Origin of the sequence: Kribbella sp. DT2, assembly GCF_049844575.1 — a bacterium.
GTDB lineage: Bacteria > Actinomycetota > Actinomycetes > Propionibacteriales > Kribbellaceae > Kribbella.
In genome coordinates, this window is the sequence record NZ_JBNCLH010000007.1 from 144,650 (window position 1) to 168,072 (window position 23,423).

Sequence of the window (23,423 nt, forward strand, 5' to 3'; positions counted from 1 at the left end):
TGGCCTCGTGCCTGACTGGACCGCGAGACTGACGCACCTGGCCGCGAAGTACGACGTACCGGGCGCGGTGCTCGGTGTGTGGGTCGACGGTGAGCAGACGATCGCGCCGTACGGCGTGCTCAACCGGCGGACCGGGATCGAGACGACCGCCGACTCGGTCTTCCAGATCGGCTCGGTGACCAAGCCGTGGACGGCGACGATGATCGTCCAGCTCGCCGCCGAGGGACGGCTGGCGCTGGACGACGCGGTGGTCAAGCTGTTGCCCGAGGCATCGATCGACGCGCGGATCACGGTCCGTCAGCTGCTGACGCACACCAGCGGGATCGACGGCGACGTGTTCACCGACACCGGCCGCGGGGACGACTGCGTCGAGCGGTACGTCGCGCTGCTGGCCGACGTACCGCAACTGTTCGAGCCCGGTACGGCGTACTCGTACTGCAACGCCGGCTTCGTGCTGCTCGGACGGATCATCGAGGTGCTCGACGAGCGGACCTGGGACGAGTCGCTCCGCGCCCGGCTGGTCGAGCCGCTCGGCCTGACCGCGACGGTCACGCTGCCCGAGGAGGCGATCCTGCACCGCGCCGCGACCGGACACGTCGCGGGCACCGGCGAGGTCGTGACGACCTGGCAGCTGCCGCGCAGCGTCGGGCCCGCGGGGCTGATCACGGCCAAGGCCGAAGACGTGCTGAAGTTCGCGCAGCTGCACCTCGACCAGTACGCCGAGATGCGCGAGCCGCAGGTCAGCTACCCGGGCGGGACCGGCGGGCTGACCGAGCTCGGCCTGACCTGGCGGCTGTTCGACTGGTCGGGGCGCCGGGTGTTCGGCCACGACGGCGCGACGATCTCGCAGCTGGCGTTCCTGCGGATCGACCCGGAGGCGCGGCTCGCGTTCTGCCTGCTGACGAACTCGGGCAACGCACCGGGGCTGTTCGAGGAGCTGGCGACCGAAGTGTTCGCGCACTACGCGGAGGTCGAACTTCCGGCGGCGCCTCGACCTGCCGAACTGAGGGATCGGAGGGAAGAGGAGGGATGGGGGGAGGCGCAGCTCGGCCGGTACGAGCGGGCGAGCGTGGCGATGGAGGTGCTGCGGCGGGACGGCAAGCTCATGCTCACCTACCAGGCGACCGGCGATCGGCTGGCGTTCGCGGAGGAGCCGGTGCAGGAGTTCGAGCTGCTGCCGACCGAGCCGCTGGACGGCGACCACTTCGTCGTCCGCAGCTCCGACGACCAGCCGTGGACGCCGGTCACCTTCCGGCCGGCGTACCTGTTCACCTCCGGCCGCGTCACGCCCCGGGTCCAGGGATGAGCCTGCGCCCGGTCGACCTCGCACGCCGGGTCGGCGTCTCGACCCAGTTGATCCGCAACTACGAGGCCGCGGGTGTGCTGCCCGAAGCCCCGCGCACCGAGAGCGGCTACCGCCAGTACGACGAGCAGCACCTCGACGCGCTGCTGACCTACCGCGCGCTGGCGCCCGGGTTCGGTGCCGAGAGCGCGCAACTGATCATGCGCGCGGTGCACGACGGCGACATCGAGCTGGCGCTGCGCGTGATCGACCAGAGCCACGCCGAGCTGCACGAACAACGCCGAGCGACCGACACGGCCAGTGAGGCTCTCGGCGCTGCGGCCGAGCAGTTCCTCGACGGCCAGCCGGTCTCGGGCCCACCGCTGCGGGTCGGAGAGCTGGCCCACCAGCTCGGGATCCGAACGTCCGCGCTGCGGGTCTGGGAGGCCGCCGGGCTGCTCACGCCCGCTCGGGAGCGCGGCACGAACTACCGCCGCTACCAGCCCGGACAGGTCCGGGACGCGCGGATCATCCACATGCTGCGCCAGGGCCGGTACGGGTTCGACCAGATCCGTCCGGTGCTGGAGGGACTTCGCCGTACGGGCAGCGCGGAGGCGCTCAGAGCAGCCGTTGCCGAGCGTCGGGCGGCGCACGATCGGCGAACGAGAGCGATGTTGCACGGTGCAGCCTTGTTGGATGCCTACCTCAACCGGTGAAACGCCGGGACTTCCTTGGGGTGAGCGAGCTAACGTCGTCAGAGTGACTAGTGCACCTGCTGACCTTCCCCGGAAGGCCGGCGAGCTTCGCGCCGCCGGTTACCTTCCCCGCACCATCAAAGCCGAGATCCGCGACAACCTGCTGACCAAGCTGCGCGCCGGCGACGACCCGTGGCCCGGCATCGTCGGGTTCTCCCGAACCGTGATTCCCCAGCTCGAGCGGGCGCTGCTCGCCGGGCACGACGTGGTCCTGCTCGGTGAGCGCGGCCAGGGCAAGACCCGTCTGCTGCGCACGCTGATCGGGCTGCTCGACGAATGGACCCCTGTGATCGAGGGAGCGGAGCTGCCCGAGCACCCGCTCGACCCGATCACGCCGGCGTCGAAGCGCCGGGCCGCCGAGCTCGGCGACGACCTGCCGGTGACCTGGCTGCACCGCGACCTGCGGTACGCCGAGAAGCTGGCGACGCCCGACACCTCCGTCGGTGACCTGATCGGCGACGTCGACCCGGTCAAGGTCGCCGAGGGCCGCAGCCTCGGTGACCCCGAGACGATCCACTTCGGCCTGGTTCCCCGGGCGCACCGGGGGATCGTCGCGATCAACGAGCTGCCCGACCTGGCCGAGCGGATCCAGGTCGCGCTGCTGAACGTGATGGAGGAGCGCGACATCCAGGTCCGTGGTTACACGCTGCGGCTGCCGCTCGACGTGTTGCTGGTGGCAACGGCCAACCCCGAGGACTACACCAACCGCGGCCGGATCATCACGCCCCTGAAGGACCGGTTCGGCGCCGAGGTCCGGACCCACTACCCGCTCGACGTCGACGCCGAGGTGGAGGTCGTACGGCAGGAGGCGGAGCTGACCGCGGAGGTCGGGGAGCCGCTGCTCGAGGTGCTGGCGCGGTTCGTCCGGCACCTGCGCGAGTCGACGGCGATCGATCAGCGGTCGGGTGTGTCTGCTCGGTTCGCTGTTGCTGCTGCTGAGACCGTTGCGGCTGCAGCGCTGCGGCGTAGCGCGATCACCGGCGAGGAACCGGCCGTTGCCAGGCCGGTCGATCTCGACGCGGTGCCCGCCGTACTGCGGGGCAAGCTCGAGTTCGAGCCTGGCGAAGAGGGCCGCGAGACCGAGTTGCTCGAGTACCTGCTGCGTCGATCGGTGGCTGACACGGCGCGGGAGCGGTTCGCCGGGCTGGACCTGACGCCGCTGGCGAATGCCGTTGCCGAGGGCCACTTGGTGACGACGGGCGAGCGGATTCCTGGTCGCGACGTACTGTCTGCTCTTCCCGAGCTGCCGGTACTGCACGACGTCGCCGCACGGGCGGGCGTCGAGCCGAACGACTCACCAGGCCGGATCGCGGCCGCGGTGGAGCTCGCGCTGGAGGCGCTCTACCTGTCGAAACGACTCGCGAAGGACGCCGACGACGACACGACGGTCTACGGAGCCTGAGATGTCGGCACGCCCGGAAGGAGGGCTGAGATGACCGCTGCGATACCCGAAGGCTGGTCGTACGGGCCCTGGCACGAAGGGCCCGATCCGCTGGCGCCGCCGGTGGATCTGCGGGACGCGCTCGACGAGCTCGGCCAGGACGTGATGGCCGGATCGTCGCCGCGGTCCGCGCTGGAGGAGCTGCTCCGCCGCGGCACCCGGAACACGCAAGGCCTGGACGACCTCACCCGCCGGCTCTGGGAGCGGCGGCGTGAGATCCAGTCCCGGCACAACCTCGAAGGCACCCTGCGCGACGTCCAGCGCCTGCTCGACGAAGCGCTGGAGGCCGAGCGGCACGACCTGTTCCCGAACCCGTCGGACGACGCCCGGTTCCGCGAGGCGCAGCTCGACGCGTTGCCGTCCGGTACGGCGGCCGCCGTACGGGAGCTGGCGGAGTACGACTGGCAGTCGCCGCAGGCGCGGCAGAAGTACGAGGAGATCCGCGAGCTGCTCGGCAAGGAGCTGCTCGGGTCGCGCTTCGAGGGCATGAAGGAGGCGTTGCAGAACACGACGCCCGAGGACGTTGCACGGGTCAACGAGATGCTGGCCGATCTCAACGCCCTGCTGGCCGCGCACGCGCAGAACCGGCCGGACGTGGACCAGCTGTTCGAGCAGTTCATGGCCAAGCACGGCGAGTTCTTCCCGGAGAACCCGCGGAACGTCGACGAGCTCATCGACGCGCTGGCCCGGCGAGCAGCCGCGGCGCAACGGATGATGAACTCGATGACCCCGGAGCAGCGGGCCGAGTTGGCCCAGCTCTCGCAGCAGGCGTTCGGCAGTCCTGAGCTGTCGCAGCAGCTGTCCCAGCTGGATTCACAGCTGCAGGCGCTGCGGCCCGGCGAAGACTGGTACTCGGGTGAGCAGATGAGCGGCGACGATCCGCTCGGCCTGGCCGAGGGTGCGAAGGCGATGAACGACCTGGCCGAGCTGGATGCGCTGGCTGAGCAACTCAGCCAGTCGTACCCGGGCGCGCGGTTGGAGGACATCGATCTGGATGCTCTGACCCGGCAGCTCGGGGACGAGGCGACGGTCGATGCCCGCCGGTTGAGCGAGCTGGAGCGCGAGCTGCGCAACCAGGGTCTGCTGGAGCGCGCTCCCGACGGCTCGTTGCGGCTGTCGCCGAAGGCGCTGCGGCAGCTCGGGCAGACCGCGCTGTCCGACGTACTGCGGGCTGCTCGCGGTCAGTCGGGTGAGCGGGAGTCGGCGTCGGCCGGGGCCGCGGGGGAGTTGAGTGGATCGACTCGCCAGTGGCAGTTCGGCGATACGCAGGCGTGGGACGTACCGAAGACCGTGCGCAACGCCGTACTGCGCAGTGCAAGCGTTGGTGGGGGCGTCCGGCTGGACGTCGCCGACGTGGAGATCGCCGAGACCGAGCACCGGGCGCGGGCGGCGGTGGCGTTGCTGGTGGACACCTCCTGGTCGATGGTCCAGGAGAACCGCTGGCTCCCGATGAAGCGGACGGCGCTCGCGCTGCACCAGCTCATCTCGACCCGCTACCGCAACGACGCGCTCCAGCTGATCACCTTCGGCCGGTACGCCGGGGTGGTCGAGCTGCCGCAGCTGATCGGGCTCGAAGGCACCTGGGAGCAGGGCACCAACGCGCACCACGCGTTGCTGCTCGCGGGCCGGCACCTACGCCGGCACCCGGACGCGCAGCCCGTCGTACTGATGGTGACGGACGGGGAGCCGACGGCTCACCTGGAGCCGGACGGTACGGCGGAGTTCTCGTACCCGCCGGAACCGGCGACGCTGCGCAAGACGATCTTCGAGGTGGACCGGCTGGCCAAGCTCGGCGCTTCGCTGACCGTCTTCCGGCTCGGCGACGACCCGCGGCTGGAGAAGTTCGTCGACCTGCTCGCGCGGCGCAGCGGCGGACGCGTGCTCGCGCCGGACGCCGACGGACTGGGAGCGGCGGTGGTCGGTGATTACTTGAGAACTCGGCGAAAGTTCTGACAATCCCAAGGTGGTAAGGGTTTTCCACCTTTGTCGTGTGGGCAGGGTCACGATCTCAATGTGAGACCAGTGTGCAAGTGGACTGGTTTCTGGGCTTACTCTGAAAAGACGCCCCCGCCATTGGAGTCGGACGGGCCAGCGGTCACCATGCCGCGACCCACACCGCATCGCTCGACCACCTTGGGAGTGACTGTGCCGAAACTCGTCTACGACTTCGCCGAAGGCAACAAGGAAATGAAGGAGCTCCTCGGCGGCAAGGGGGCGAACCTGGCCGAGATGACCAACATCGGGCTGCCGGTGCCGCCCGGTTTCACCATCTCCGCCGAGGCCTGCAAGGTCTACCTGGCCACCGGTTCGGTGCCCGCGGAGCTGGCCGAGGAGATCGACCACCACGTCGACGTCCTGCAGCAGAAGATGGGCAAGAAGCTCGGCCAGGCCGACGACCCGTTGCTGGTCTCGGTGCGGTCCGGTGCTGCCGTGTCGATGCCCGGCATGATGGAGACCGTTCTCAACGTCGGCCTGAACGACGACTCGGTCAACGGCCTGGCCCACCAGTCCGGCAACCCGCGGTTCGCCTGGGACGCCTACCGGCGGCTGATCCAGATGTTCGGCAAGACCGTGCTGGGCATGGAAGGCGACGTCTTCGAGGACGCGATCGAGGCGGCCAAGCAGGCCAAGGGCACCAAGAACGACCTCGACCTGGACGCCGACGACCTCGAGGCACTGGTCGGCACCTTCAAGGCCGCGGTCCGTGAGCACACCGGCCGCGACTTCCCGCAGGACCCGCGCGAGCAGATGGACCTCGCGACCGAGGCCGTGTTCGGCTCGTGGAACTCCGAGCGCGCGATCCTCTACCGCCGCCAGGAGCGCATCGCGGCCGACCTCGGCACCGCGGTCAGCGTCTGCTCGATGGTCTTCGGCAACCTCGGCATGGACTCCGGCACCGGCGTCGCGTTCACCCGCGACCCGTCCAGCGGCCAACCCGGCGTGTACGGCGACTACCTGCAGAACGCGCAGGGCGAGGACGTCGTGGCCGGCATCCGCAACACCGTCCCGCTGGCCGACCTGGAGCAGATCGACAAGACGTCGTACGACGCGCTGATGGAGATCATGGCGACGCTCGAAGGCCACTACAAGGACCTGTGCGACATCGAGTTCACGGTCGAGCGCGGCAAGCTGTGGATGCTGCAGACCCGCGTCGGCAAGCGGACCGCGGCCGCCGCGTTCCGGATCGCGACCAGCCTCGTCGACGAGGGCATGATCGACACCGACGAGGCGCTCAAGCGGGTCAAGGGCGCGCAGCTCGCGCAGCTGATGTTCCCGCGGTTCGACGCCGATGCGTCGAAGGAGCTGGTCACCAAGGCGATCGGGGCTTCGCCGGGTGCTGCTTCCGGGAAGGTCGTGTTCACGTCGGCGGCCGCCGTCGCTGCTGCTGATCGCGGCGAGAAGGTCGTCCTCGTACGGCGGGAGACGAACCCCGACGACCTGCACGGGATGATCGCCGCGCAGGGCATCCTGACCAGCCGGGGCGGCAAGACGTCGCACGCGGCCGTGGTCGCGCGGGGGATGGGCAAGACCTGTGTGTGCGGCGCCGACGAGCTCGACGTCAACGTCGCGGCCGAGACGATCACCGTGAACGGTACGACGTTCGGGCCGGGTGAGCTGATCTCGATCGACGGCACCACCGGTGAGGTGTTCCTCGGTGAGGTGCCGGTCGTTCCGTCGCCGGTCGTGCAGTACTTCGAGGGCTCGCTGGCGCCGGACGCCGGTGACGAGCTGGTGGCCGCGGTGCACCGGCTGATGACGCACGCCGACGAGATCCGGCGGCTCGGCGTACGGACGAACGCGGACACCGCGGACGATGCCGCGCGCGCTCGACGGTTCGGTGCCCAGGGCATCGGTCTGTGCCGGACCGAGCACATGTTCCTCGGTGAGCGGCGGGAGTCGGTCGAGCGGCTGATCCTGGCCGAGGACGACGCCGAGCGCGATGCCGCGCTGGCGGAGCTGGAGCCCTTGCAGCGTGGGGACTTCCTGGAGCTGCTCGACGCGATGGACGGGCTGCCGGTGACGATCCGGCTGATCGATCCGCCGCTGCACGAGTTCCTGCCGTCGATGGAGGACCTCGCGGTGAAGGTCGCGCTGGCCAAGGAGCGCGGCGAGGAGCCGGGGCACGACGTCAAGCTGCTGGCCGCGGTCGAGCGGCTGCACGAGCAGAACCCGATGCTCGGGCTGCGCGGCGTACGGCTGGGGCTGATGATTCCTGGTCTGTTCGCGATGCAGGTCCGCGCGATCGCCTCGGCGGCGGCCGAGCTGCGGAAGGCCGGCAAGGACCCGCGGCCGGAGATCATGATCCCGCTCGTCGGCGCGATCCAGGAACTGCAGCTGGCGCGCGACGAGGTCGAACGGGTCCTGGCCGAGGTCGCGGCCGACGCGACACCTGCGGGCGCGACGGTTACTCCAGAGGGTGGCGCGGTTGCGAGCGGCTCCGCCGCAGCAGACGGTGTGGAGTGGGCGACGCCCATCGGCACCATGATCGAGTTGCCGCGGGCCGCGGTGATCGCGGACCAGATCGCTGAAGCCGCGGACTTCTTCTCCTTCGGGACCAACGACCTGACCCAGACCACCTGGGGCTTCAGCCGCGACGACGTCGAGGGCTCGTTCTTCTCCCGCTACCTGGAGAAGGGCATCTTCGCGGTCTCGCCGTTCGAGTCGATCGACCGCGAAGGCGTCGGCAGTCTGGTCCGCACCGGCGTCGAGCGCGGCCGCGCGACCCGCCCGGACCTCAAGCTCGGCATCTGCGGCGAGCACGGCGGCGACCCGGACAGCATCCACTTCTTCCACGAGGTCGGCCTGGACTACGTCAGCTGCTCCCCGTTCCGCATCCCGGTCGCCCGCCTGGAAGCGGGCCGCGCCACCCTGGACTGACGCTGCCCGCACGCCCGGGGCAGGGCTGTCGTGAGGGGAAACGGGGAGATCTCCTTGCGGTGGAAGCTACTTGCCTCGGGCAATGAAACCTGAGGAACGAACGCCTGCGGGACGCGGCCCGGACAGGCTTCCTGGCCGCCGTCCTGATCGGCCTGGCGACCGCGTTCGCCCCGTTGCTGCTGCCGGCGCTCTTGCGTTCAGGGCAGCGCCTGCGGCAGCGCGGGACCTAGGTGTACTCGGCCACGAGGTACCGACCGACAGGATGTCTCCGGCAAACCGGTCCACGACTACGCCGACCTACGCCTGACCCCCGCTCACCCACGCAACCCGCGCAGGAGACCTCCTGTCGGTCGGTCCTCTACGCCCCACCCCGCGGGCCGGCCCCGGGGCCGCCAGCCCGCTGACCAGCCGCGCTCCCACCATCCCCAGATCCACCTTGTGCACCGGCCAGCCATCCCGAAGGCCTGCGAACGGCTGTGCTCAAAGGCGGGCGGCGGGCCTGGAGCATTGGGGACTCGGCGACAGGCCGCGCCGCGATGTCACCGACGTCAGACCGAGTACAGCTAGCCTGCTCGCATGGGGCGGTTGGAGTTGCGGGGGACGTTCGGAGACGACGCGGAGCTGTACGACCGCGTGCGGCCTTCGTACCCGGGGCGCGTGTTCGACGAGGTCGGGCGGATGGTTGGACCGGTGGCGCGGCCGCGGGTGCTGGAGATCGGGTGCGGGACCGGGCAGGCGACCGCGCCGATGGTGCGGCGTGGGTGGTCGGTCAAGGCGGTCGAGCTGAGTCCGGCGCTCGGTGGGATCGCGCGAGACAAGTTGCCCGAGCTCGAGGTGATCGTCGCGGACTTCGACACCTGGGCGCTGCCGGCCGAGCGGTTCGACGTGGTGCTGTCGGCGACGGCGTTCCACTGGCTCGACCCGGCGACGCGGGTCGGCAAGGCGGCCGACGCGTTGCGGCCGGGCGGCGTACTGGCTGTGGTGTCGACGCATCATGTCGCCGGCGGGAGCGAGCAGTTCTGGGTCGACGTCCAGGACTGCTACGACCGGTTCACCGACGATGCCGATCCCCGGGGGATGCCGGCGGCGGACTCGGTGACGGGGGACGAGGAGGAAATCGCGGCGTCGGGCCGGTTCGGTCCGGCGCGGGTGTGGCGGTACGAGTGGGAGCTGACCTACACGGCCGCCGAGTACCTCGCACTGTTGTCGTCGTACTCGGGTCACCGGGTCTTGACAGAGCAGGCGCGTGACGGTCTGTACAACTGTATCCGGGGCCTGATCGAGGCGGCCGGGGGTTCGGTCACCAAGCGTTACCTGACGCTGCTGACCGCAGCAAATCGTCTTCACCAACCTCTTGCGTTGGGCTGATCCGGCAGTCCAAGATAGCCGGGCGGGAAGGGCATCACACGTCGACTTTCGGGTCTGACTCGAACCAGCCGCTGTGGCGGCTCGTGACTCCCTTCCCGCACCAAATCCCCTTGTTCGGTTGGGTTCTCGCGCGCTCTTGTAGAGTTGCGGGCATGGCCATCTTCGCTGTGCAGCTGACGTTCGACGTGTCCGACTCCGAGGCGCGGATGCAGGTCCGTCCGGCCCACCGGGACTACCTGGCGTCCCTGAAGGAAGCCGGCAAGCTCGTCGAGGCCGGACCGTTCGCGGACGAGTCCGGCGCGCTCCTGATCTACGACGTCGCCGACGAGGCGGAGATGCGCGACATCCTGGCCAAGGACCCGTACACCCCGGCCGGGGTGTACGAGCTGGCCACCCTCAAGGAGTGGAACCAGGTCTTCACGGCCTAGGCCTCAGCGGCTTCCAGGTCCAGGTAGTCGACGTACGCCCAGAACCAGCTGAGCGGGCCGAGCACCAGCTCCGGCTCGCCGCCGTCGTCCTCGATGAACAGCAGCGTGCCGGTGCCGCCCTTGATGTCCTCGAGGACGGCACCGCACACCTCGAGCGCGGCCTCGAACGGGACCAGCTCCGGCCCGCTCTCCCACCGCGGCTTCGGCAGCGGCAGCACCGGCGCGTCGTCGGTGCCGTCCATGTCGACCGACACCTGCTGCAGCATCTCGTACAGGTCGTAGGAGATCAGCCCGGCCAGCGGGTGCCCGTCGACGCCGATCAGGTACGGGTCGTCGGCGCCGCCGCGGAAGCTGTCGCGCACCTGGGGCAGGGCGGCCGCCAGGTCACCGATCTCCAGGTACGGCGCCTCGCTCAGCTCTTCGTCCTCGTCGTCGCTCATCAGCCCGCTGCGCATCTGGTCGAACTGGTGCAGCAGCTCTGACAGCTCCTCGTGGGCGCCGCCGTTCGGGGCCTTCTGCGCGCGCTCCTCGAGTCCGCGCAGGTGCTCGATCAGGTCGTCCTCGAAGTGCAGGTCGTACTTCGGCAGGCCCGGCTCCCGCCCGGCGTTGATCTGCGCGACCAGCTGCGTCGAGATCGGGCCGAGCCGCTCGGCCAGCACCTCCAGCGGGGTGGTCGGCTTCTCCTCCTCGTCGTGCGCGCAGGAGTCGTCCTCCTCGGTGCCGCCGCCCTCCATCGCGAGCAGGACCGAGAAGGCCGGGAACGCGATCAGCGCGGCGGTCGCGAGCATGCCGTCACCGATCAGCATCAGCGGGTTCCCGCCGGCTTCGGTACGGCGTAGGTGGTCGGGCAGCAGGACGGCGGCCTGCTCGACGTTCACCTGGCTGGCCAGCGAGCTGAGCCCGTGGTCGGTGTCGACACCGAGCTGCTCGACCAGGGTCTCCGAGCTCATGTCGAAGTTCGAGCGCAGGTAGTACCGCAGCCAGCCGGCGTCGACCGGGTTGCCGAGCAGCTCGGCGATCCGGGCGCGGAAGTCGGCCAGGTCCGCGACCGCCAGCACGACCAGCACCGGCTGGTCGCCGTCGCCGATCACCAACGGGCGGGTGTCACCGTTGTGGAAGCCCTCGATCACCTGCGCGAGGCCGTCGGCGGCTGCTTCGAGAGGCCAGGACTCGGCCTCGAACTCGGTCACACCGGCGGCGGTGCTGACGTCGTCGGGCATCTGCTGGTCCTCTCCGATGGCGGCGGCGGGGTGGCTGTAACTGTAAGGGGCGACGGTCGCACCGGGGGTGGCCGGTCGGTGCGGCGTGATGTTGGCTACGCTGTGAGCGGCGGGTCGGTGCAGCGGTATCTCACATGTGAGATAAGGTCCGGCGCATGACCGATGACTACCTGAGCCGGATCGGAAACCTGATCCGGGACGCCCGCAAGCACCGCGGCTGGACGCAGACCCAGCTCGCCGACGTGCTCGGCACGAGCCAGAGTGCTGTGAACCGGATCGAAAAGGGTCATCAGAACCTCACTCTCGAGATGCTCGCCCGGATCGGCGAGGCACTCGACTCCGAAATTGTCTCTCTCGGTGGCGGTCCGGTCCACCTCCGCGTGGTGGGTGGACGCCAGCTGTCCGGATCGATCGACGTCAAGTCGTCGAAGAACGCCGGTGTCGCGCTGCTGTGCGCCAGCCTGCTGAACAAGGGCCGCACCACGCTGCGCAAGGTCGCGCGGATCGAGGAGGTCAACCGGCTGCTCGAGGTGCTGAACTCGATCGGCGTGAAGACCACCTGGCTGAACGACGCCGGCGACCTGGAGATCGTCCCGCCGGAGCACCTCGACCTCGGCGGCATGGACGCCGAGGCAGCCCGTCGTACGCGCTCCATCATCATGTTCCTCGGCCCGCTGCTGCACCGTGAGGACACCTTCGCCCTCCCGTACGCCGGTGGCTGCGACCTCGGCACCCGGACCGTCGAGCCGCACATGTCGGCGCTGCGCCCGTTCGGCCTGGAGATCAAGGCGACCGCGGGGGAGTACCACGCGGTGGTCAACCGGGCGATCACGCCGGGCAAGCCGATCGTGCTGACCGAGCGCGGTGACACCGTGACCGAGAACGCGATCATGGCCGCCGCCCGGTACGACGGGGTGACGGTGATCCGCAACGCCTCGTCCAACTACATGGTCCAGGACCTGTGCTTCTACCTCGACCTGCTCGGCGTGAAGATCGACGGCGTCGGCTCGACCACGCTGACCGTGCACGGCCGGCCGGAGATCGACGTCGACGTCGACTACGCGCCGTCGGAGGACCCGATCGAGGCGATGAGCCTGCTCACCGCGGCGATCGTCACCAGCTCGGAGATCACCATCCGGCGCGCGCCGGTGGAGTTCCTGGAGATCGAGCTGGCGCTGCTGGAGGAGATGGGCCTCGACTACAGCCGCTCCGAGGAGTACCTGGCCGAGAACGGCCGGACCCGGCTGGTCGACCTGACCACGCGCCCGTCGACGCTGCACGCGCCGATCGACAAGATCCACCCGATGCCGTTCCCGGGCCTGAACATCGACAACCTGCCGTTCTTCGCGGTGATCGCGGCGACGGCGACCGGCCAGACCCTGATCCACGACTGGGTCTACGAGAACCGCGCGATCTACCTGACCGACCTGAACAAGCTCGGCGGCCGGGTCAAGCTGCTCGACCCGCACCGCGTGATGGTCGAGGGCCCGACACACTTCTCCGGCGCCGAGATCATGTGCCCGCCGGCGCTCCGGCCCGCGGTCGTCACGCTGATCGCGATGATGGCGGCGAAGGGCACGTCGGTGCTGCGCTCGGTCTACGTGATCAACCGCGGGTACGAGGACCTGGCCACCCGGCTCAACTCGCTGGGCGCCCAGATCGAGACCTTCCGCGACATCTGAGTCGTACGACGGCCTCGGCCACCACCCGCGATCCGGTGGCGGCCAAGGCCGTTCGTCATTCCTGCCCGGCCGACCAGGCGTCCCTCCTGCGTACCGACCACGAACCGATCTACGCGCTGGCCCGGGAGTCGATCCGGACCCGCTTGGACTCAGCTGCTCCTGCTGAGGTCCCGCGGCCCTGGTAGTACGTCGTACTGGTGCTTGGGGAGATCGCGGTTGCTCCGGATGGGGGAGCAGAGCAGGACCAGGCCGGCCAGGGGGATGCCGGCGGTGGTGATCCAGAGGGCTGGGGTCAGGCCGAGGTACTGGCCGAGGATGCCGCCCAGCAGGGCGCCCAGGGGGATGGTGCCGTAGTTGACGAAGGCCGACGTGGCGGTCAGGCGGCCCAGGAGATCTGGTGGGCAGTAGGACTGGTAGAAGGTCGCCTTGACGACGTTTCCGGCGACTACGCCGACGCCGATCGAGAACGCGCCGGCCAGGTAGAACCAGGGGCTGATCGTGCTCAGGGGGATGAGCAGCGCGAGCGTCGGCAGGCCCAGTTCGGCGAGCAGGATGATGCGGGCGGTGCCGAAGCGGGTCATCAGGCGGCGGGCCGCGAAGGCGCCGACGATGCCGCCGCTGCCGGCTGCGGCGATGAGGGCGCCGACGGTGCCAGGGGTGAGGCCGACCTCGCGGACGAGGAAGACGACGGCGATGGACTGGTAGCCCATCAGAGCGAGGTTCGAGACGGCGCCGAAGAGGGTCAGGGTGCGGAGCCAGACGTCGCGCGCGACGAGGCGGAGGCCGTCGGCGATCTCGGTGGTGATCGCGGGGCGGCGTACCGGCGTACGGCGTGGTTCGCGGTGGCGGATCGCGGCGAGGCAGACCAGGGCGATGAGGAAGGTCGCGGCGTCGATGAGCAGGCCGTTGATCGGGCCGGCCAGCTGGATGACCAGGCCACCGCAGGCGGCGCCGGCGATCTGGGCGGCCGAGGCGCTGCCGTGGAGCTTGGCGTTGCCCTCGGCATGGTCGGCCGGGTCGATCAGCGTGGGCAGGTACGCCGTGTAGGCGGTCTGGAAGAGGACGGCCGCGACGCCGGTCAGTACGACGATCGCCAGGAGGAGCCGCGTCGTCAGCAAGCCTGCCGCAGAGATCAGCGGGACGGCGGCGAGCAGGGCGAACGAGGATGCGGCGGCGATCAGCATGATCGGGCGGCGGGGGAGCCGGTCGACCCAGGCGCCGACCGGAAGGCCGATCACGAGCCAGGGCAGCCAGGCGAACGCGGTCAGCAGGCCGACCTGGAAAGTCGTTGCGTCGAGCACCGAGATCGCGACCAGTGGGATCGCGACGCCGGAGACCGCCGTACCGAATCTGCTCAGGGTCTCGCCGGTCCAGAGCAGCCGGAAGTCGCGGTGCCTGCGGAGGAGGCTCATCGGTCCCTCGGGAAGGACTGGAGCTGGACGATGACCGGCTTCGCGTTCTCGCCGGGCTCGACCGACGTGTAGCGCTCGATGACGGCGGCGAGCTCGTCGTTCATCGCCGTGAGCTGCTCAGGGGACAGGCGTAGGTCGCGCCAGTCGGAGAGGGCGGCCGCGTGCTGCCACTCGCCGGGCCAGTTCTCCTCGACGTACGTCTGGACGCGGGCGTAGTACCGCTGCACCAGATGCTGGAGGTAGACGCGCAGCGCTCCACTCGTCTCCGGGTCGTCGCGGAACTCGGCCGGGTTCAGCACGGTCTGCCCCTGCGGCACCCGCCACCACCGCTCGCGCCGGGTGCCGCGCTCGGTGTCCTCCTCGATGTAGCCGTGCTCGGCCAGCAGCCGCAGGTGCCAGCTGATCGTGCCGGTGTTCTCGCCGAGCCGCTGCGAGAGCGTGCTCGACGTCGCCGGTCCATCCAGCTCGAGCGCCTCCAGGATCGTCATTCGCAGGGGGTGGGCCAGGCCGCGCAGGCTGCGCGCATCGATCTTCCGCATGTTGCAGAGGATACTCTGCAAAGGAGTCTCTGCAAGTGCTGAAGTGTCGGTGGCGCCACCTACGGTCTGAAGCATGCGGCCACATGTGGTGGGTCATCTGGCGGTCTCGCTCGACGGCGTGACGGCCGGCTTCGCCGTGGATCTCGCGCGGTTCTACGCGATGGCGACCCTGTGGCAGGAGGACGTGACGCTGCTCGGCGCGGACACGATCCTCGCCCAGGAGTCGGCGCTGCGGACCGCTCCGCAGCCGGGGCCTCGCGAGAAGGGCCCGCTGCTCGCCGTCGTCGACAGTCGCGCCCGGGTTCGCGAGTGGGATCGCCTGCGCGCCGTCGGCCACTGGTCCGACGTACTGGCTCTGTACGCCGATCAGACGCCGGCCCGTCCGCCCGACAGTCGCACCCGCGAGCTGATCACCGGCTACGAGCGGGTGGATCTCGACGAGACGCTGCAACTGCTCGGCAAGCATCACGAGGCGCGCGTGGTTCGCGTCGACGGGGGCGGCGGGCTGTTCGGCGTACTGCTCGAGCAAGGCCTGATCGACGAGCTGAGTCTGCTCGTGCACCCGGTGGTTGTCGGCTCGGGTCCGCGCTGGCAGGGCGGGTTCACCGACCGGCTCGACCTCGGCCTGGCCAACGTCGAGGTCTTCGAAGGGGGAGTCGTGTGGCTGCGCTACTGCACGACTTAGGTTTGAAGCCCCGGATAAACTGGGTACAGTGTACGAAGTTAATCCGAGGAGGGGTTTGATGACGGGTTTTGTCCCCAGCGAGCAGGACGTCGCGAGCGTGCTGGTCTGGTTCGAGCAGTACGACGCCTTGGCGGCGGCCAAGGACTACGAGGGGATGGCCGACCTGGCCGTCTTCCCGCTGAACGAGGTGACCGACGACGGCAAGGGCGCCGGCTCGGCCACCCAGACCGGCCGCTCGGCGTACGTGGAGCAGATGGCGCAGGTGATGGGCGGCGCGGACGACGTCACGATGGAGACTGTGCGCACTCCGCACTTCCTGTCCGACGCGCTGGTCTTCGTGATCAGCGACGGGACGATGACCTACCAGGGGCAGACGACCCCGATCCGGTACGGCGACCTGCTGCTGAAGACCGACGGCGGGTGGAAGTTCCAGACCATGGTTCAGGGTGGGTGGGGCTGATGTTCGCCTGAATGTCGGTGCCGCCCAGTAGTTTGGGCGTGATGAGGAAGCAGTCGGAGGGGTACGACGAGCACGACGCCGAGCGCTGGGTGCCCGAGCCGGTCAAACGGCCCGGGCGGACGGCGTTCGCGCGCGACCGGGCGCGCGTGCTGCACAGCGCGGGCCTGCGTCGGCTGGCGGCCAAGACCCAGGTGGCGACAGCGGGCAGTGACGACTTCGTCCGCAACCGGCTGACGCACAGCCTCGAGGTCGCGCAGATCGGCCGCGAGTTGGCCGGCACGCTCGGGTGCGATCCCGACATCGTCGACGCCGCGTGCCTGTCCCACGACCTCGGCCACCCGCCGTTCGGGCACAACGGCGAGCGGGCGCTGGACCAGATCGCGGCGGACATCGGCGGGTTCGAGGGCAACGCGCAGACCCTGCGCCTGCTCACCCGGCTGGAGTCCAAGGCCTTCACCGCCGACGGCCGCAGCGCGGGGCTCAACCTGAGCCGCGCGACCCTCGACGCCGCGACCAAGTACCCCTGGCCGCGGCGTGAGGGTGTGGCGAAGTTCGGCGTGTACGACGACGACCTGGCCGTCTTCGAGTGGTTGCGGCAGGGGCTCGGCGACGAGCGCTGCCTGGAGGCCCAGGTGATGGACTTCGCCGACGACGTCGCCTACTCGGTGCACGACGTCGAGGACGGGATCGTTGCCCACAGCATCGACCTGGACCGGGTCGGGGCCGAGCGCGCGCCGTACTGGGAAACCGTCCGCGAGGCCTACCTGCCCGACGGCGAGGACGCCCAGCTCGACGAAGCCTGGGAGCGGCTCACCGCGCTGCCGTACTGGCCGACCGGCCCGTTCGACGACAGCCGCCGCGCGCTCGGCGGCCTCAAGGACCTGACCAGCCAGCTGATCGGACGCTTCTGCACGGCCGCCGAGCAGTCCACCCACGCCCGCTTCGGCCGCCGCTCACGCCTGGTCCGGTACGACGCCGACCTGCTCGTCCCCGACGGCACCCGCGCCGAGATCGCGCTGCTCAAGGGCATCGGGATGTTCCACGTCCTCAACTCACCCGAACGCCAGCGCCGCCGCGCCATCCAGCGCGAGCTCCTCACCGAGCTCGTCGAGGCGCTGGCGAAGACCGCCCCCGACAACCTCGACCTCCCCTTCGCCGCCGACCACCGCGAGGCCACCGACGACGCCGCCCGCCTCCGCGTCCTGGTCGACCAGGTCGCGTCCCTCACTGATCCGTCGGCCCAGGCCTGGCACACCGCACTGACCACCTGAGCCCGGATCTCGGTTCAGATCAGTGCTTTCTTGAAGAAGGTCGCAGAGTCCTCGTAGCCGAGCGCGAGGTAGAAGGGCCCGGCCCGGCGGCTGGCCAGTGCCAGGTAGGCGGCGCCGATCGACGTCGCCCAGCTCTCGGCGTACTCCATCAGACTCCGCCCGACACCGGTCTCCCGCTGGTTCTGATCGACCATGACCTCCTCGACCCAGGCGACCGGCCCGTTGGCGAGGAATGTCAGGTGGCTGCTCCCGAGAAGGTAGCCGACGACCTCGCCCCGAGGGGCCTCTGCGACCAGCAGGATCGTTTGCGGGGCGTCGACCAGCCGCGGCCAGTTGGCGTCGAAGGCGTCGCGTCGCGGGCTGAACGAGGTGGCGAAGTCCCGCGCGAGCGGCCAGACCTTCTCCTGGTCGTCGCTGCGGGCCGGGCGGATCAGTACGGGGTTGTCGGGCATTCGCCTAGTTTGTCGTGGCGCGACCGCCCTCGCGTCGGTCGAGCTCACAGAGGTCTGAGCCGGTCGGCCCGGACCGGGCCGTACGTCACTTCGGCGCCGCCACGCAGCCGTTGCCACCGGCAAGCTTCAGCTCGATGCGCGGGATGTCGAGGTGGGCGCACCCGTCGCGCTCGTTCGGCTCGATCACGCTGCCATGTCGGCTTTCAGTTTGCGCACCGCCTGCCGATACCCGTCGAACGACTGGCCCGGCATCCACCGGATTGCCTGCACGTCCGGCGTCTCGATCGGGAACCGCGGCTGTCGTTGGTTCGCAGGGTGGTGTCCTGGCCCAGGCCGGTACCAGTGGAAATTGAAGAGGCTCAGGCCGGCCGGGGTCGCCTGGGCTGACTCCTTCGCGGGCTTCTGGTACAGACCGCTTGAAGCCGGCAACCGGGCGGGGCAGCGGGCGGCTTCGGGATGACCGTAGACTCACGGCGTGGCAGGCAGGATCAAGGAAGAGGACATCGCGCTGGTGCGCGAGCGGGCGCGGATCGACGACGTGGTCGGCTCGTACGTGACCTTGAAGAACGCCGGCGGTGGTTCGCTGAAGGGGCTGTGCCCGTTCCACGACGAGAAGTCGCCGTCGTTCAACGTGACCCCGGCGCGCGGGTTCTTCTACTGCTTCGGCTGCCAAGAGGGCGGCGACGTCATCGACTTCATCCAGAAGATCGACCAGATCACGTTCGGTGAGGCGGTCGAGACGCTGGCCGCCAAGGTCGGCATCCAGCTGCGGTACGACGACTCCGGCGCGCCGATCCCGAAGTCGCAGAGCAACCAGCGGCCACGGCTGGTCGAGGCGCACAAGGTGGCCGGTGAGTTCTACTCCGAGCTGCTCTTCGGGGCGCCCGAGGCGACGCTGGGCCGCCAGTTCCTGGACAAGCGCGGGTTCGACCGCGACGCCGCGGCGCACTTCGGGGTGGGGTTCTCGCCGCGGGGTGGGGAGCAGCTGGTCGCGCACCTGCGGGGCCGTGGGTTCTCGAACGGCGAGCTGGTCGCGTCCGGGCTGTGCGCCGAGGGCGCGCGCGGGCTGTACGACCGGTTCCGCGGCCGGCTGATGTGGCCGATCCGGGACGCGAGCTCGGACACCATCGGCTTCGGCGCGCGCCGGCTGTTCGACGACGACAAGATCGAGGCCAAGTACCTGAACACGCCGGAGACGGCGATCTACAAGAAGTCCAAGGTCCTGTACGGCGTGGACCTGGCTCGGCGCGAGATCGCGAAGGGCAAGCAGGCGGTGGTCGTCGAGGGGTACACCGACGTGATGGCGTGCCACTTGTCCGGCGTACAGACTGCTGTGGCGACGTGCGGGACGTCGTTCGGTGACGACCACGCGCGGGTGCTGCGGCAGCTGCTGCTGGATCACGACCAGTTCCGGGGCGAGGTGATCTTCACCTTCGACGGCGACTCGGCCGGGCAGCGGGCTGCGGTGAAGGCGTTCGAGGGGGACCAGGCTTTTGCGGCACAGACATACGTCGCGGTCGAGCCGGACGGGTTGGATCCCTGCGATCTGCGGCTGCAGAAGGGGGACGCGGCCGTTCGGGAGCTGATCGGGCGGCGGGTGCCGCTGTACCGCTTCGTGCTGACGGACCGGCTGTCGAAGTACGACCTGGACCGCGCGGACACGCGGATCGACGCGTTGCGCGACGCCGCGCACCTCGTGGTGAGCATCCGGGACCGGTCGAAGGTCGACGCGTTCACGCGTGAGCTCGCAGGGCTGCTTGGCATGGAGGTCGACCAGGTCCGTTCCGAGGTCCACCGTGCTGCGTCCCGCCCTGCTCCGGCTCCTCGGGCCGGGTCCGGGGATCGCGCGCCGGTCGTCGTACAGACCGAGGCTCCGCCGCCCCCACGGCAGAACCTCCCGTCGCCCCGCGAGCCCCGCTTCCTGATGGAGTGGGACGTCCTCAAGCTCGCGATGCAGTACCCGGCCCTGGTCGGCGTCGCCTTCGACGAGCTCGACGACCACGACTTCACCCACCCCTGGCTCGCCGCCGTCCGTGCCGCCATGGCCAAGGTCGGCGGCCCCTCCCAAGCTGCCCCCGGCGAGGCCTGGGTAGTAGCCGTCCGCGATGCCATGGGCAACGACCCCGCCGCAGCGATCGTCGGCGCCCTCGCCGTAGAGGGCCTCCGCCTCGGCCGCGACCCCGACGAACGCTCCGCCCGCGCACACCTGGCGCGCCTCCAGGAACTCACCTGCCTCCGCCGAATCACCGACCTCAAGTCGAAGCTCCAACGCACCAACCCCATCGACAAGGCCGACGAGTACAACCGAATGTTCGGCGAACTGATCGCGCTGGAGCAGTACCGCACCGAACTCAGAGAACAGGCAATCTCCGGGGCGCTGTAGGCCACGCGGCGGCGGCCGAGTTCCAGCGGGTGCCCACCCGGGCTGCTGCAACTCCCGGCCACTCCGCCCACTCCGAGGTCGGCCTGGCTTCCCAACCGCCTGCCGGCGGACCGCCCCTTACGGTGCCGCCGGACCGCTCTGAACCATCCGCTCCGCCTCGCCTGCCCTGCCCTCCAGTCCGGGCCGCGCAGCCGAGCCGCCCAGCCCGCGCCGACCTGCGCCCGTCCACCCGCCGACCTGCTCGTGACCACCAGCCGTCGGCTTGCTCCTGATCAGCGGCTGGTCTGGCGTCGGTCAGCCATCGACCTGTGTCCGACCTCCCGTCGGTGTGCGTCCGGTCAGCCGCCGATCTGCGCCCGGCCACCCGCCGACCCGATTCCCGCCGTAGCGAGCAGGTGCTCGGTGCGGTAGGCGGGAAGCCGGCGTGAGCTCGAGGTGCCAGCCGAGTTCCCGCCCGAAGTGGTCCCTGCGCCCGGTCAGCCACCGCTCCGGTCCCGGCCTGCCGTCGGCCTGCTCCCGACCACCCGCCGACCCGCTGCTGGCCGCCCTCCAACTCCTTTCGGCCGCTGCGGCCTCAGCCCCCGCGACACCTTCCCGGCCGCAGGGCTACTGACCTCCGCCACAACCCTGCGCCTTCAACCATCTACCGGCCTGAATCGGCCCCTTTCCGACGGAAACCAGGGCTGGCTCAGGGGTTTGACCCAGTGCTTCTCACCACCGGCAGGGGATGATGGAGTCCAGGTCCGACCGAAGGAGAAGTTCGATGGGCTGGTTCATTCTGCTGGTGCTGATTGTGGGCGCCGTCGCGGCATTCAAGTACCGCGTCCCCCTGATCGCCAAGCTGACCGGGCAACCTCAACACCGCGTCCAGCGCGCCCTGGAACGCCGCAAGAACAAGAGCTGACCCACCCAGCTACCGCCCCGTCGCACCAGCGACGGGGCGCCCCAACTCACGCCCACCAATCAAGCAAGGCCGACCGGCCGGCACAAACAACGGCCACCAGAGGTCCCGTACGCCGACGCGCTCAAGGCCCTAACCCGACAGGACCGGACCGCAGCCGTCGCCTGAAACCTAGGCATCCTCCGTCCGGCCCGGCCCCTCGCCTACGGACGTATGCGCGCCTGCCGCGGGCTCCCGTTCTCCATCTTCCGCCTCCGGGTCTGACGCCGACGGTCGTCGCGCAGCAACAAGATCACGTGAGAGCTGCCGAGATCCACGCTTGCACGGCAAGCAGGCCGGCATTGCGGGGCAGCGTCAGCACGGCAAGCAGACTGGCCCGGGCTCGGCAGCATCGGTACGGCGAACAGCGTGGCGACGTACGATGTGCAGCCCGCCAGCCCGCCAGCCCGCCAGCCCGCCAGCCCGCCAGCCCGCCAGCCCGCCAGCCCGCTACAGCGACTGCGCAACTGCAGCGACGGCGCTGCCTCGGCGGCCGCAGGAATCACAGGACCCGTGTCTGCCCACCTCTGGCTTCTCCAGCGTCCGCGGCAACCGCGCGCCACCTCCGGCTTCAGCTGGGTGAGCGTTCCATGGTGTCACTCGACAGCGAGTGCGCCAGCTCACCATCGCGGCGGCGACTCAGCCGCCTCGGCGACCGTGCTGGCGGGGCGTCCGCCACCCCGTCGTACGGCCAAACAAAAAGACCGGTTCCAAGGTCGGAACCGGTCGATCGTTTGTTGCTCCCGCGACTGGACTCGAACCAGTAACCTGCCGGTTAACAGCCGGCTGCTCTGCCAATTGAGCTACGCGGGATCGTTTGTGTTTCCCTGCCCCCGATCCCCGAGGACCGGATTAGGTTAGCAGGATCGGGCCGAACTACAAAAACGGGATTCGCCGTCCGCGACGGCCCGTCCGAACTGCCTTTCGCGTCAGATTCCGAACTCGTCCCGGACCGCCTGCAGCGCCGTCTCGGCCTGCTCGATCAGCCCCGGGCGATCCGGCTCCAATCCCTTGTCCAGAACGAAGTTCCACGCCACCGGCGCATCGGTCGTCGCAGGATTGCGCCGCCCGACGATCCGGACACCCTTCTTGCCGACCAACGGCACGTGCCGCTGTACGACGATGCTCGCGTCCACCCGCTCCCGCAGCAGCTGCCCGAACCGTCCCGGGTCGTCCACCGCCAGGTCGGTCGACCGCAACGGCGTCCCGAACGCGGTCGTCTCGAACACCCGCAACACCGACCCCTCAGAGTCCCAAGCCGCCCGCTCGATCGCTTCCCAGCCGACCCGCCGAACCTTGTCCCCCTCCGGCAGGTAAACCGCAGACCGGGTCCCCGCCACCCACTCCCCGCCCGTCAACTGCACCGCGGCCAAGATGTCATCCCGCTTACCCGCAGCAACCCGAACCCCCTCAACCAACTCAGAGGGCCACACCGAACGCCGAAGTCTCAACACACCCCCATCGTCCCAGCCCGCTCCAACCCGGCTCTTGCCCACCCCAACCCACGCCGGCCCCGGCGCACGCCCGACGCCGGCCACGCCGCCCCTGGCCCACGCCGCCCCTGGCCTCGCTCAGGCCGAGCGTCGCCGCGACGGCGTCGAGCACCTGGCCGCTGGCCCCCCCGGCCCTCGGCCAACGCCGCCCCCGGCCCACGCCAATGCCGGCCCACGCCGACCCTGGCCTCGCTCAGGCCGAGCGTCGTCGCGACGGCGTCGAGCACCTGGCCCCCGGCCCCCGGCCCACGCCGCCCCCCGGCCCACGCCAATGCCGGCCCACGCCGCCCCTGGCGCCCCGGCCCGCGCCGGACCCGGCCCACGCCCGGACCTGGCCGACGCCGGCCCTGTCCACGCCGACCCCGGCGGGGTCCTCACGCACCCCGTCCAGCGAGCAGGATCTCCGCGTCTGACGGGGTCTGCCACCTAAGGTCGGCGGCGATGCGGCCGGGAGGTTGGCGGGGGCCGGGTGTGGGGCTGCGGTCCCGCGCCCCCGGGCCCCGGGCGCCACGTCCCCACGTCCCCGCGTCCCGGGCCCCGCGTCCCCCGTCCCGGGCCCCGCATCCGACGCCCCGCGTTCCGGGCACGCGTCCTCGCGTCCCCGCGCTCCCGCGTCCTCGCGCTCCCGCGTCCTCGCGTTCCCGGGCTGCCGCGTCCCCGCCTCCCCGCGCTCCCGCGCTCCCGCGCTCCCGCGCTCCCGCGTCCCCGCGTCCCCCGTCCCGGGCCCCGCATCC

The 23,423-nt window shown here is 70.2% G+C and carries 18 protein-coding genes and 1 tRNA gene; 13 read left to right on the plus strand and 6 right to left on the minus strand.

The window, feature by feature from the left end; translation table 11 throughout:
* The first annotated feature begins 7 nt into the window (after nucleotides 1-7).
* The 7 genes from ACLQ2O_RS28245 to ACLQ2O_RS28275 all read left to right on the plus strand — a co-directional run bounded on the left by ACLQ2O_RS28245 (nucleotide 8) and on the right by ACLQ2O_RS28275 (nucleotide 10,152).
* Nucleotides 8-1,306, plus strand: coding sequence for a serine hydrolase domain-containing protein (locus ACLQ2O_RS28245; protein ID WP_425836895.1), 1,299 nt, complete (start codon nucleotides 8-10; stop codon nucleotides 1,304-1,306).
* Complete coding sequence (locus ACLQ2O_RS28250) at nucleotides 1,303-1,998, plus strand: MerR family transcriptional regulator (RefSeq protein ID WP_425836898.1); 696 nt, start codon at nucleotides 1,303-1,305, stop codon at nucleotides 1,996-1,998. The genes ACLQ2O_RS28245 and ACLQ2O_RS28250 overlap by 4 nt, the downstream gene beginning before the upstream one ends.
* Nucleotides 1,999-2,041: 43 nt before the next feature.
* Nucleotides 2,042-3,439 carry an ATP-binding protein gene (locus tag ACLQ2O_RS28255; RefSeq protein ID WP_425836901.1) on the plus strand — a complete coding sequence of 466 codons (1,398 nt, stop codon included), beginning with the start codon at nucleotides 2,042-2,044 and terminating at the stop codon, nucleotides 3,437-3,439.
* A 30-nt stretch (nucleotides 3,440-3,469) separates the two neighbouring features.
* Nucleotides 3,470-5,431: a vWA domain-containing protein gene (locus ACLQ2O_RS28260; protein ID WP_425836904.1), complete on the plus strand. Its 1,962-nt coding sequence runs from the start codon at nucleotides 3,470-3,472 to the stop codon at nucleotides 5,429-5,431.
* Between the two features lie 147 nt (nucleotides 5,432-5,578).
* Complete coding sequence (gene ppdK, locus ACLQ2O_RS28265) at nucleotides 5,579-8,356, plus strand: pyruvate, phosphate dikinase (RefSeq protein ID WP_425836907.1); 2,778 nt, start codon at nucleotides 5,579-5,581, stop codon at nucleotides 8,354-8,356.
* 576 nt (nucleotides 8,357-8,932) lie between these two features.
* The gene (locus ACLQ2O_RS28270) at nucleotides 8,933-9,724 is read left to right on the plus strand and encodes a class I SAM-dependent methyltransferase (RefSeq protein WP_425836911.1); all 792 of its coding nucleotides are present in this window, start codon (nucleotides 8,933-8,935) and stop codon (nucleotides 9,722-9,724) included.
* A gap of 152 nt (nucleotides 9,725-9,876) precedes the next feature.
* On the plus strand, nucleotides 9,877-10,152 hold the full coding sequence (locus ACLQ2O_RS28275) for a YciI family protein (protein WP_425836914.1): 276 nt from the start codon (nucleotides 9,877-9,879) through the stop codon (nucleotides 10,150-10,152).
* Here ACLQ2O_RS28275 and ACLQ2O_RS28280 read toward each other — a convergent pair.
* Nucleotides 10,149-11,372, minus strand: a complete 1,224-nt coding sequence (locus ACLQ2O_RS28280) for a hypothetical protein (RefSeq protein WP_425836917.1) — start codon at nucleotides 11,370-11,372, stop codon at nucleotides 10,149-10,151. The two genes, ACLQ2O_RS28275 and ACLQ2O_RS28280, sit on opposite strands and share 4 nt — an antisense overlap.
* Before the next feature lie 155 nt (nucleotides 11,373-11,527).
* Here ACLQ2O_RS28280 and ACLQ2O_RS28285 point away from each other — a divergent pair, with 155 nt between their 5' ends.
* Nucleotides 11,528-13,054, plus strand: coding sequence for a helix-turn-helix domain-containing protein (locus tag ACLQ2O_RS28285; protein ID WP_425836920.1), 1,527 nt, complete (start codon nucleotides 11,528-11,530; stop codon nucleotides 13,052-13,054).
* Nucleotides 13,055-13,203: 149 nt separating this feature from the next.
* On the opposite strand, the gene ACLQ2O_RS28290 is transcribed toward ACLQ2O_RS28285, so the two are convergent.
* Both ACLQ2O_RS28290 and ACLQ2O_RS28295 read right to left on the minus strand, forming a co-directional pair.
* Complete coding sequence (locus tag ACLQ2O_RS28290; protein WP_425836923.1) at nucleotides 13,204-14,466, minus strand: MFS transporter; 1,263 nt, start codon at nucleotides 14,464-14,466, stop codon at nucleotides 13,204-13,206.
* A complete protein-coding gene (locus ACLQ2O_RS28295; protein WP_425836926.1) occupies nucleotides 14,463-15,005 on the minus strand; it encodes an ArsR/SmtB family transcription factor in 543 nt (180 codons plus the stop codon). Before ACLQ2O_RS28295 ends, ACLQ2O_RS28290 begins: the two co-directional genes overlap by 4 nt.
* Before the next feature lie 73 nt (nucleotides 15,006-15,078).
* Between ACLQ2O_RS28295 and ACLQ2O_RS28300 the strand changes: the two genes are divergently transcribed.
* Genes ACLQ2O_RS28300 through ACLQ2O_RS28310 form a run of 3 tightly spaced genes read left to right on the plus strand, consistent with a single transcriptional unit; the run spans nucleotide 15,079 to nucleotide 17,421 of the window.
* Nucleotides 15,079-15,690 carry a dihydrofolate reductase family protein gene (locus ACLQ2O_RS28300; protein WP_425836929.1) on the plus strand — a complete coding sequence of 204 codons (612 nt, stop codon included), beginning with the start codon at nucleotides 15,079-15,081 and terminating at the stop codon, nucleotides 15,688-15,690.
* 58 nt (nucleotides 15,691-15,748) lie between these two features.
* A complete protein-coding gene (locus ACLQ2O_RS28305) occupies nucleotides 15,749-16,150 on the plus strand; it encodes a nuclear transport factor 2 family protein (protein ID WP_425836932.1) in 402 nt (133 codons plus the stop codon).
* 41 nt (nucleotides 16,151-16,191) lie between these two features.
* On the plus strand, nucleotides 16,192-17,421 hold the full coding sequence (locus tag ACLQ2O_RS28310; RefSeq protein WP_425836935.1) for a deoxyguanosinetriphosphate triphosphohydrolase: 1,230 nt from the start codon (nucleotides 16,192-16,194) through the stop codon (nucleotides 17,419-17,421).
* A gap of 14 nt (nucleotides 17,422-17,435) precedes the next feature.
* Here ACLQ2O_RS28310 and ACLQ2O_RS28315 read toward each other — a convergent pair whose 3' ends face one another.
* Complete coding sequence (locus ACLQ2O_RS28315; RefSeq protein WP_425836938.1) at nucleotides 17,436-17,873, minus strand: GNAT family N-acetyltransferase; 438 nt, start codon at nucleotides 17,871-17,873, stop codon at nucleotides 17,436-17,438.
* A 475-nt stretch (nucleotides 17,874-18,348) separates the two neighbouring features.
* Here ACLQ2O_RS28315 and dnaG point away from each other — a divergent pair, with 475 nt between their 5' ends.
* Together dnaG and ACLQ2O_RS28325 are read left to right on the plus strand one after the other, a co-directional pair.
* On the plus strand, nucleotides 18,349-20,256 hold the full coding sequence (dnaG, locus tag ACLQ2O_RS28320) for a DNA primase (RefSeq protein ID WP_425836941.1): 1,908 nt from the start codon (nucleotides 18,349-18,351) through the stop codon (nucleotides 20,254-20,256).
* A 763-nt stretch (nucleotides 20,257-21,019) separates the two neighbouring features.
* Nucleotides 21,020-21,160 (plus strand): hypothetical protein, encoded by a 141-nt coding sequence (locus ACLQ2O_RS28325; protein ID WP_425836944.1) that lies wholly within the window; start codon nucleotides 21,020-21,022, stop codon nucleotides 21,158-21,160.
* Nucleotides 21,161-21,936: 776 nt separating this feature from the next.
* Here ACLQ2O_RS28325 and ACLQ2O_RS28330 read toward each other — a convergent pair.
* A tRNA-Asn gene (locus tag ACLQ2O_RS28330) sits at nucleotides 21,937-22,009 on the minus strand.
* A 116-nt stretch (nucleotides 22,010-22,125) separates the two neighbouring features.
* Nucleotides 22,126-22,425 carry a hypothetical protein gene (locus ACLQ2O_RS28335; protein ID WP_425836947.1) on the minus strand — a complete coding sequence of 100 codons (300 nt, stop codon included), beginning with the start codon at nucleotides 22,423-22,425 and terminating at the stop codon, nucleotides 22,126-22,128.
* Nucleotides 22,426-23,423: the final 998 nt, after the last annotated feature.

Coding starts and splice junctions, on each gene's coding strand:
- ACLQ2O_RS28315 (WP_425836938.1), bottom strand. CDS start 17,873: ATGCCCGACAACCCCGTACTGATCCGCCCGGCCCGCAGCGACGACCAG.
- ACLQ2O_RS28295 (WP_425836926.1), bottom strand. CDS start 15,005: ATGCGGAAGATCGATGCGCGCAGCCTGCGCGGCCTGGCCCACCCCCTG.
- ACLQ2O_RS28300 (WP_425836929.1), top strand. CDS start 15,079: ATGCGGCCACATGTGGTGGGTCATCTGGCGGTCTCGCTCGACGGCGTG.
- ACLQ2O_RS28310 (WP_425836935.1), top strand. CDS start 16,192: ATGAGGAAGCAGTCGGAGGGGTACGACGAGCACGACGCCGAGCGCTGG.
- ACLQ2O_RS28275 (WP_425836914.1), top strand. CDS start 9,877: ATGGCCATCTTCGCTGTGCAGCTGACGTTCGACGTGTCCGACTCCGAG.
- ACLQ2O_RS28290 (WP_425836923.1), bottom strand. CDS start 14,466: ATGAGCCTCCTCCGCAGGCACCGCGACTTCCGGCTGCTCTGGACCGGC.
- ACLQ2O_RS28305 (WP_425836932.1), top strand. CDS start 15,749: ATGACGGGTTTTGTCCCCAGCGAGCAGGACGTCGCGAGCGTGCTGGTC.
- ACLQ2O_RS28325 (WP_425836944.1), top strand. CDS start 21,020: ATGGGCTGGTTCATTCTGCTGGTGCTGATTGTGGGCGCCGTCGCGGCA.
- ACLQ2O_RS28260 (WP_425836904.1), top strand. CDS start 3,470: ATGACCGCTGCGATACCCGAAGGCTGGTCGTACGGGCCCTGGCACGAA.
- ACLQ2O_RS28250 (WP_425836898.1), top strand. CDS start 1,303: ATGAGCCTGCGCCCGGTCGACCTCGCACGCCGGGTCGGCGTCTCGACC.
- ACLQ2O_RS28270 (WP_425836911.1), top strand. CDS start 8,933: ATGGGGCGGTTGGAGTTGCGGGGGACGTTCGGAGACGACGCGGAGCTG.
- ACLQ2O_RS28285 (WP_425836920.1), top strand. CDS start 11,528: ATGACCGATGACTACCTGAGCCGGATCGGAAACCTGATCCGGGACGCC.
- ppdK (WP_425836907.1), top strand. CDS start 5,579: ATGCCGCGACCCACACCGCATCGCTCGACCACCTTGGGAGTGACTGTG.
- ACLQ2O_RS28280 (WP_425836917.1), bottom strand. CDS start 11,372: ATGCCCGACGACGTCAGCACCGCCGCCGGTGTGACCGAGTTCGAGGCC.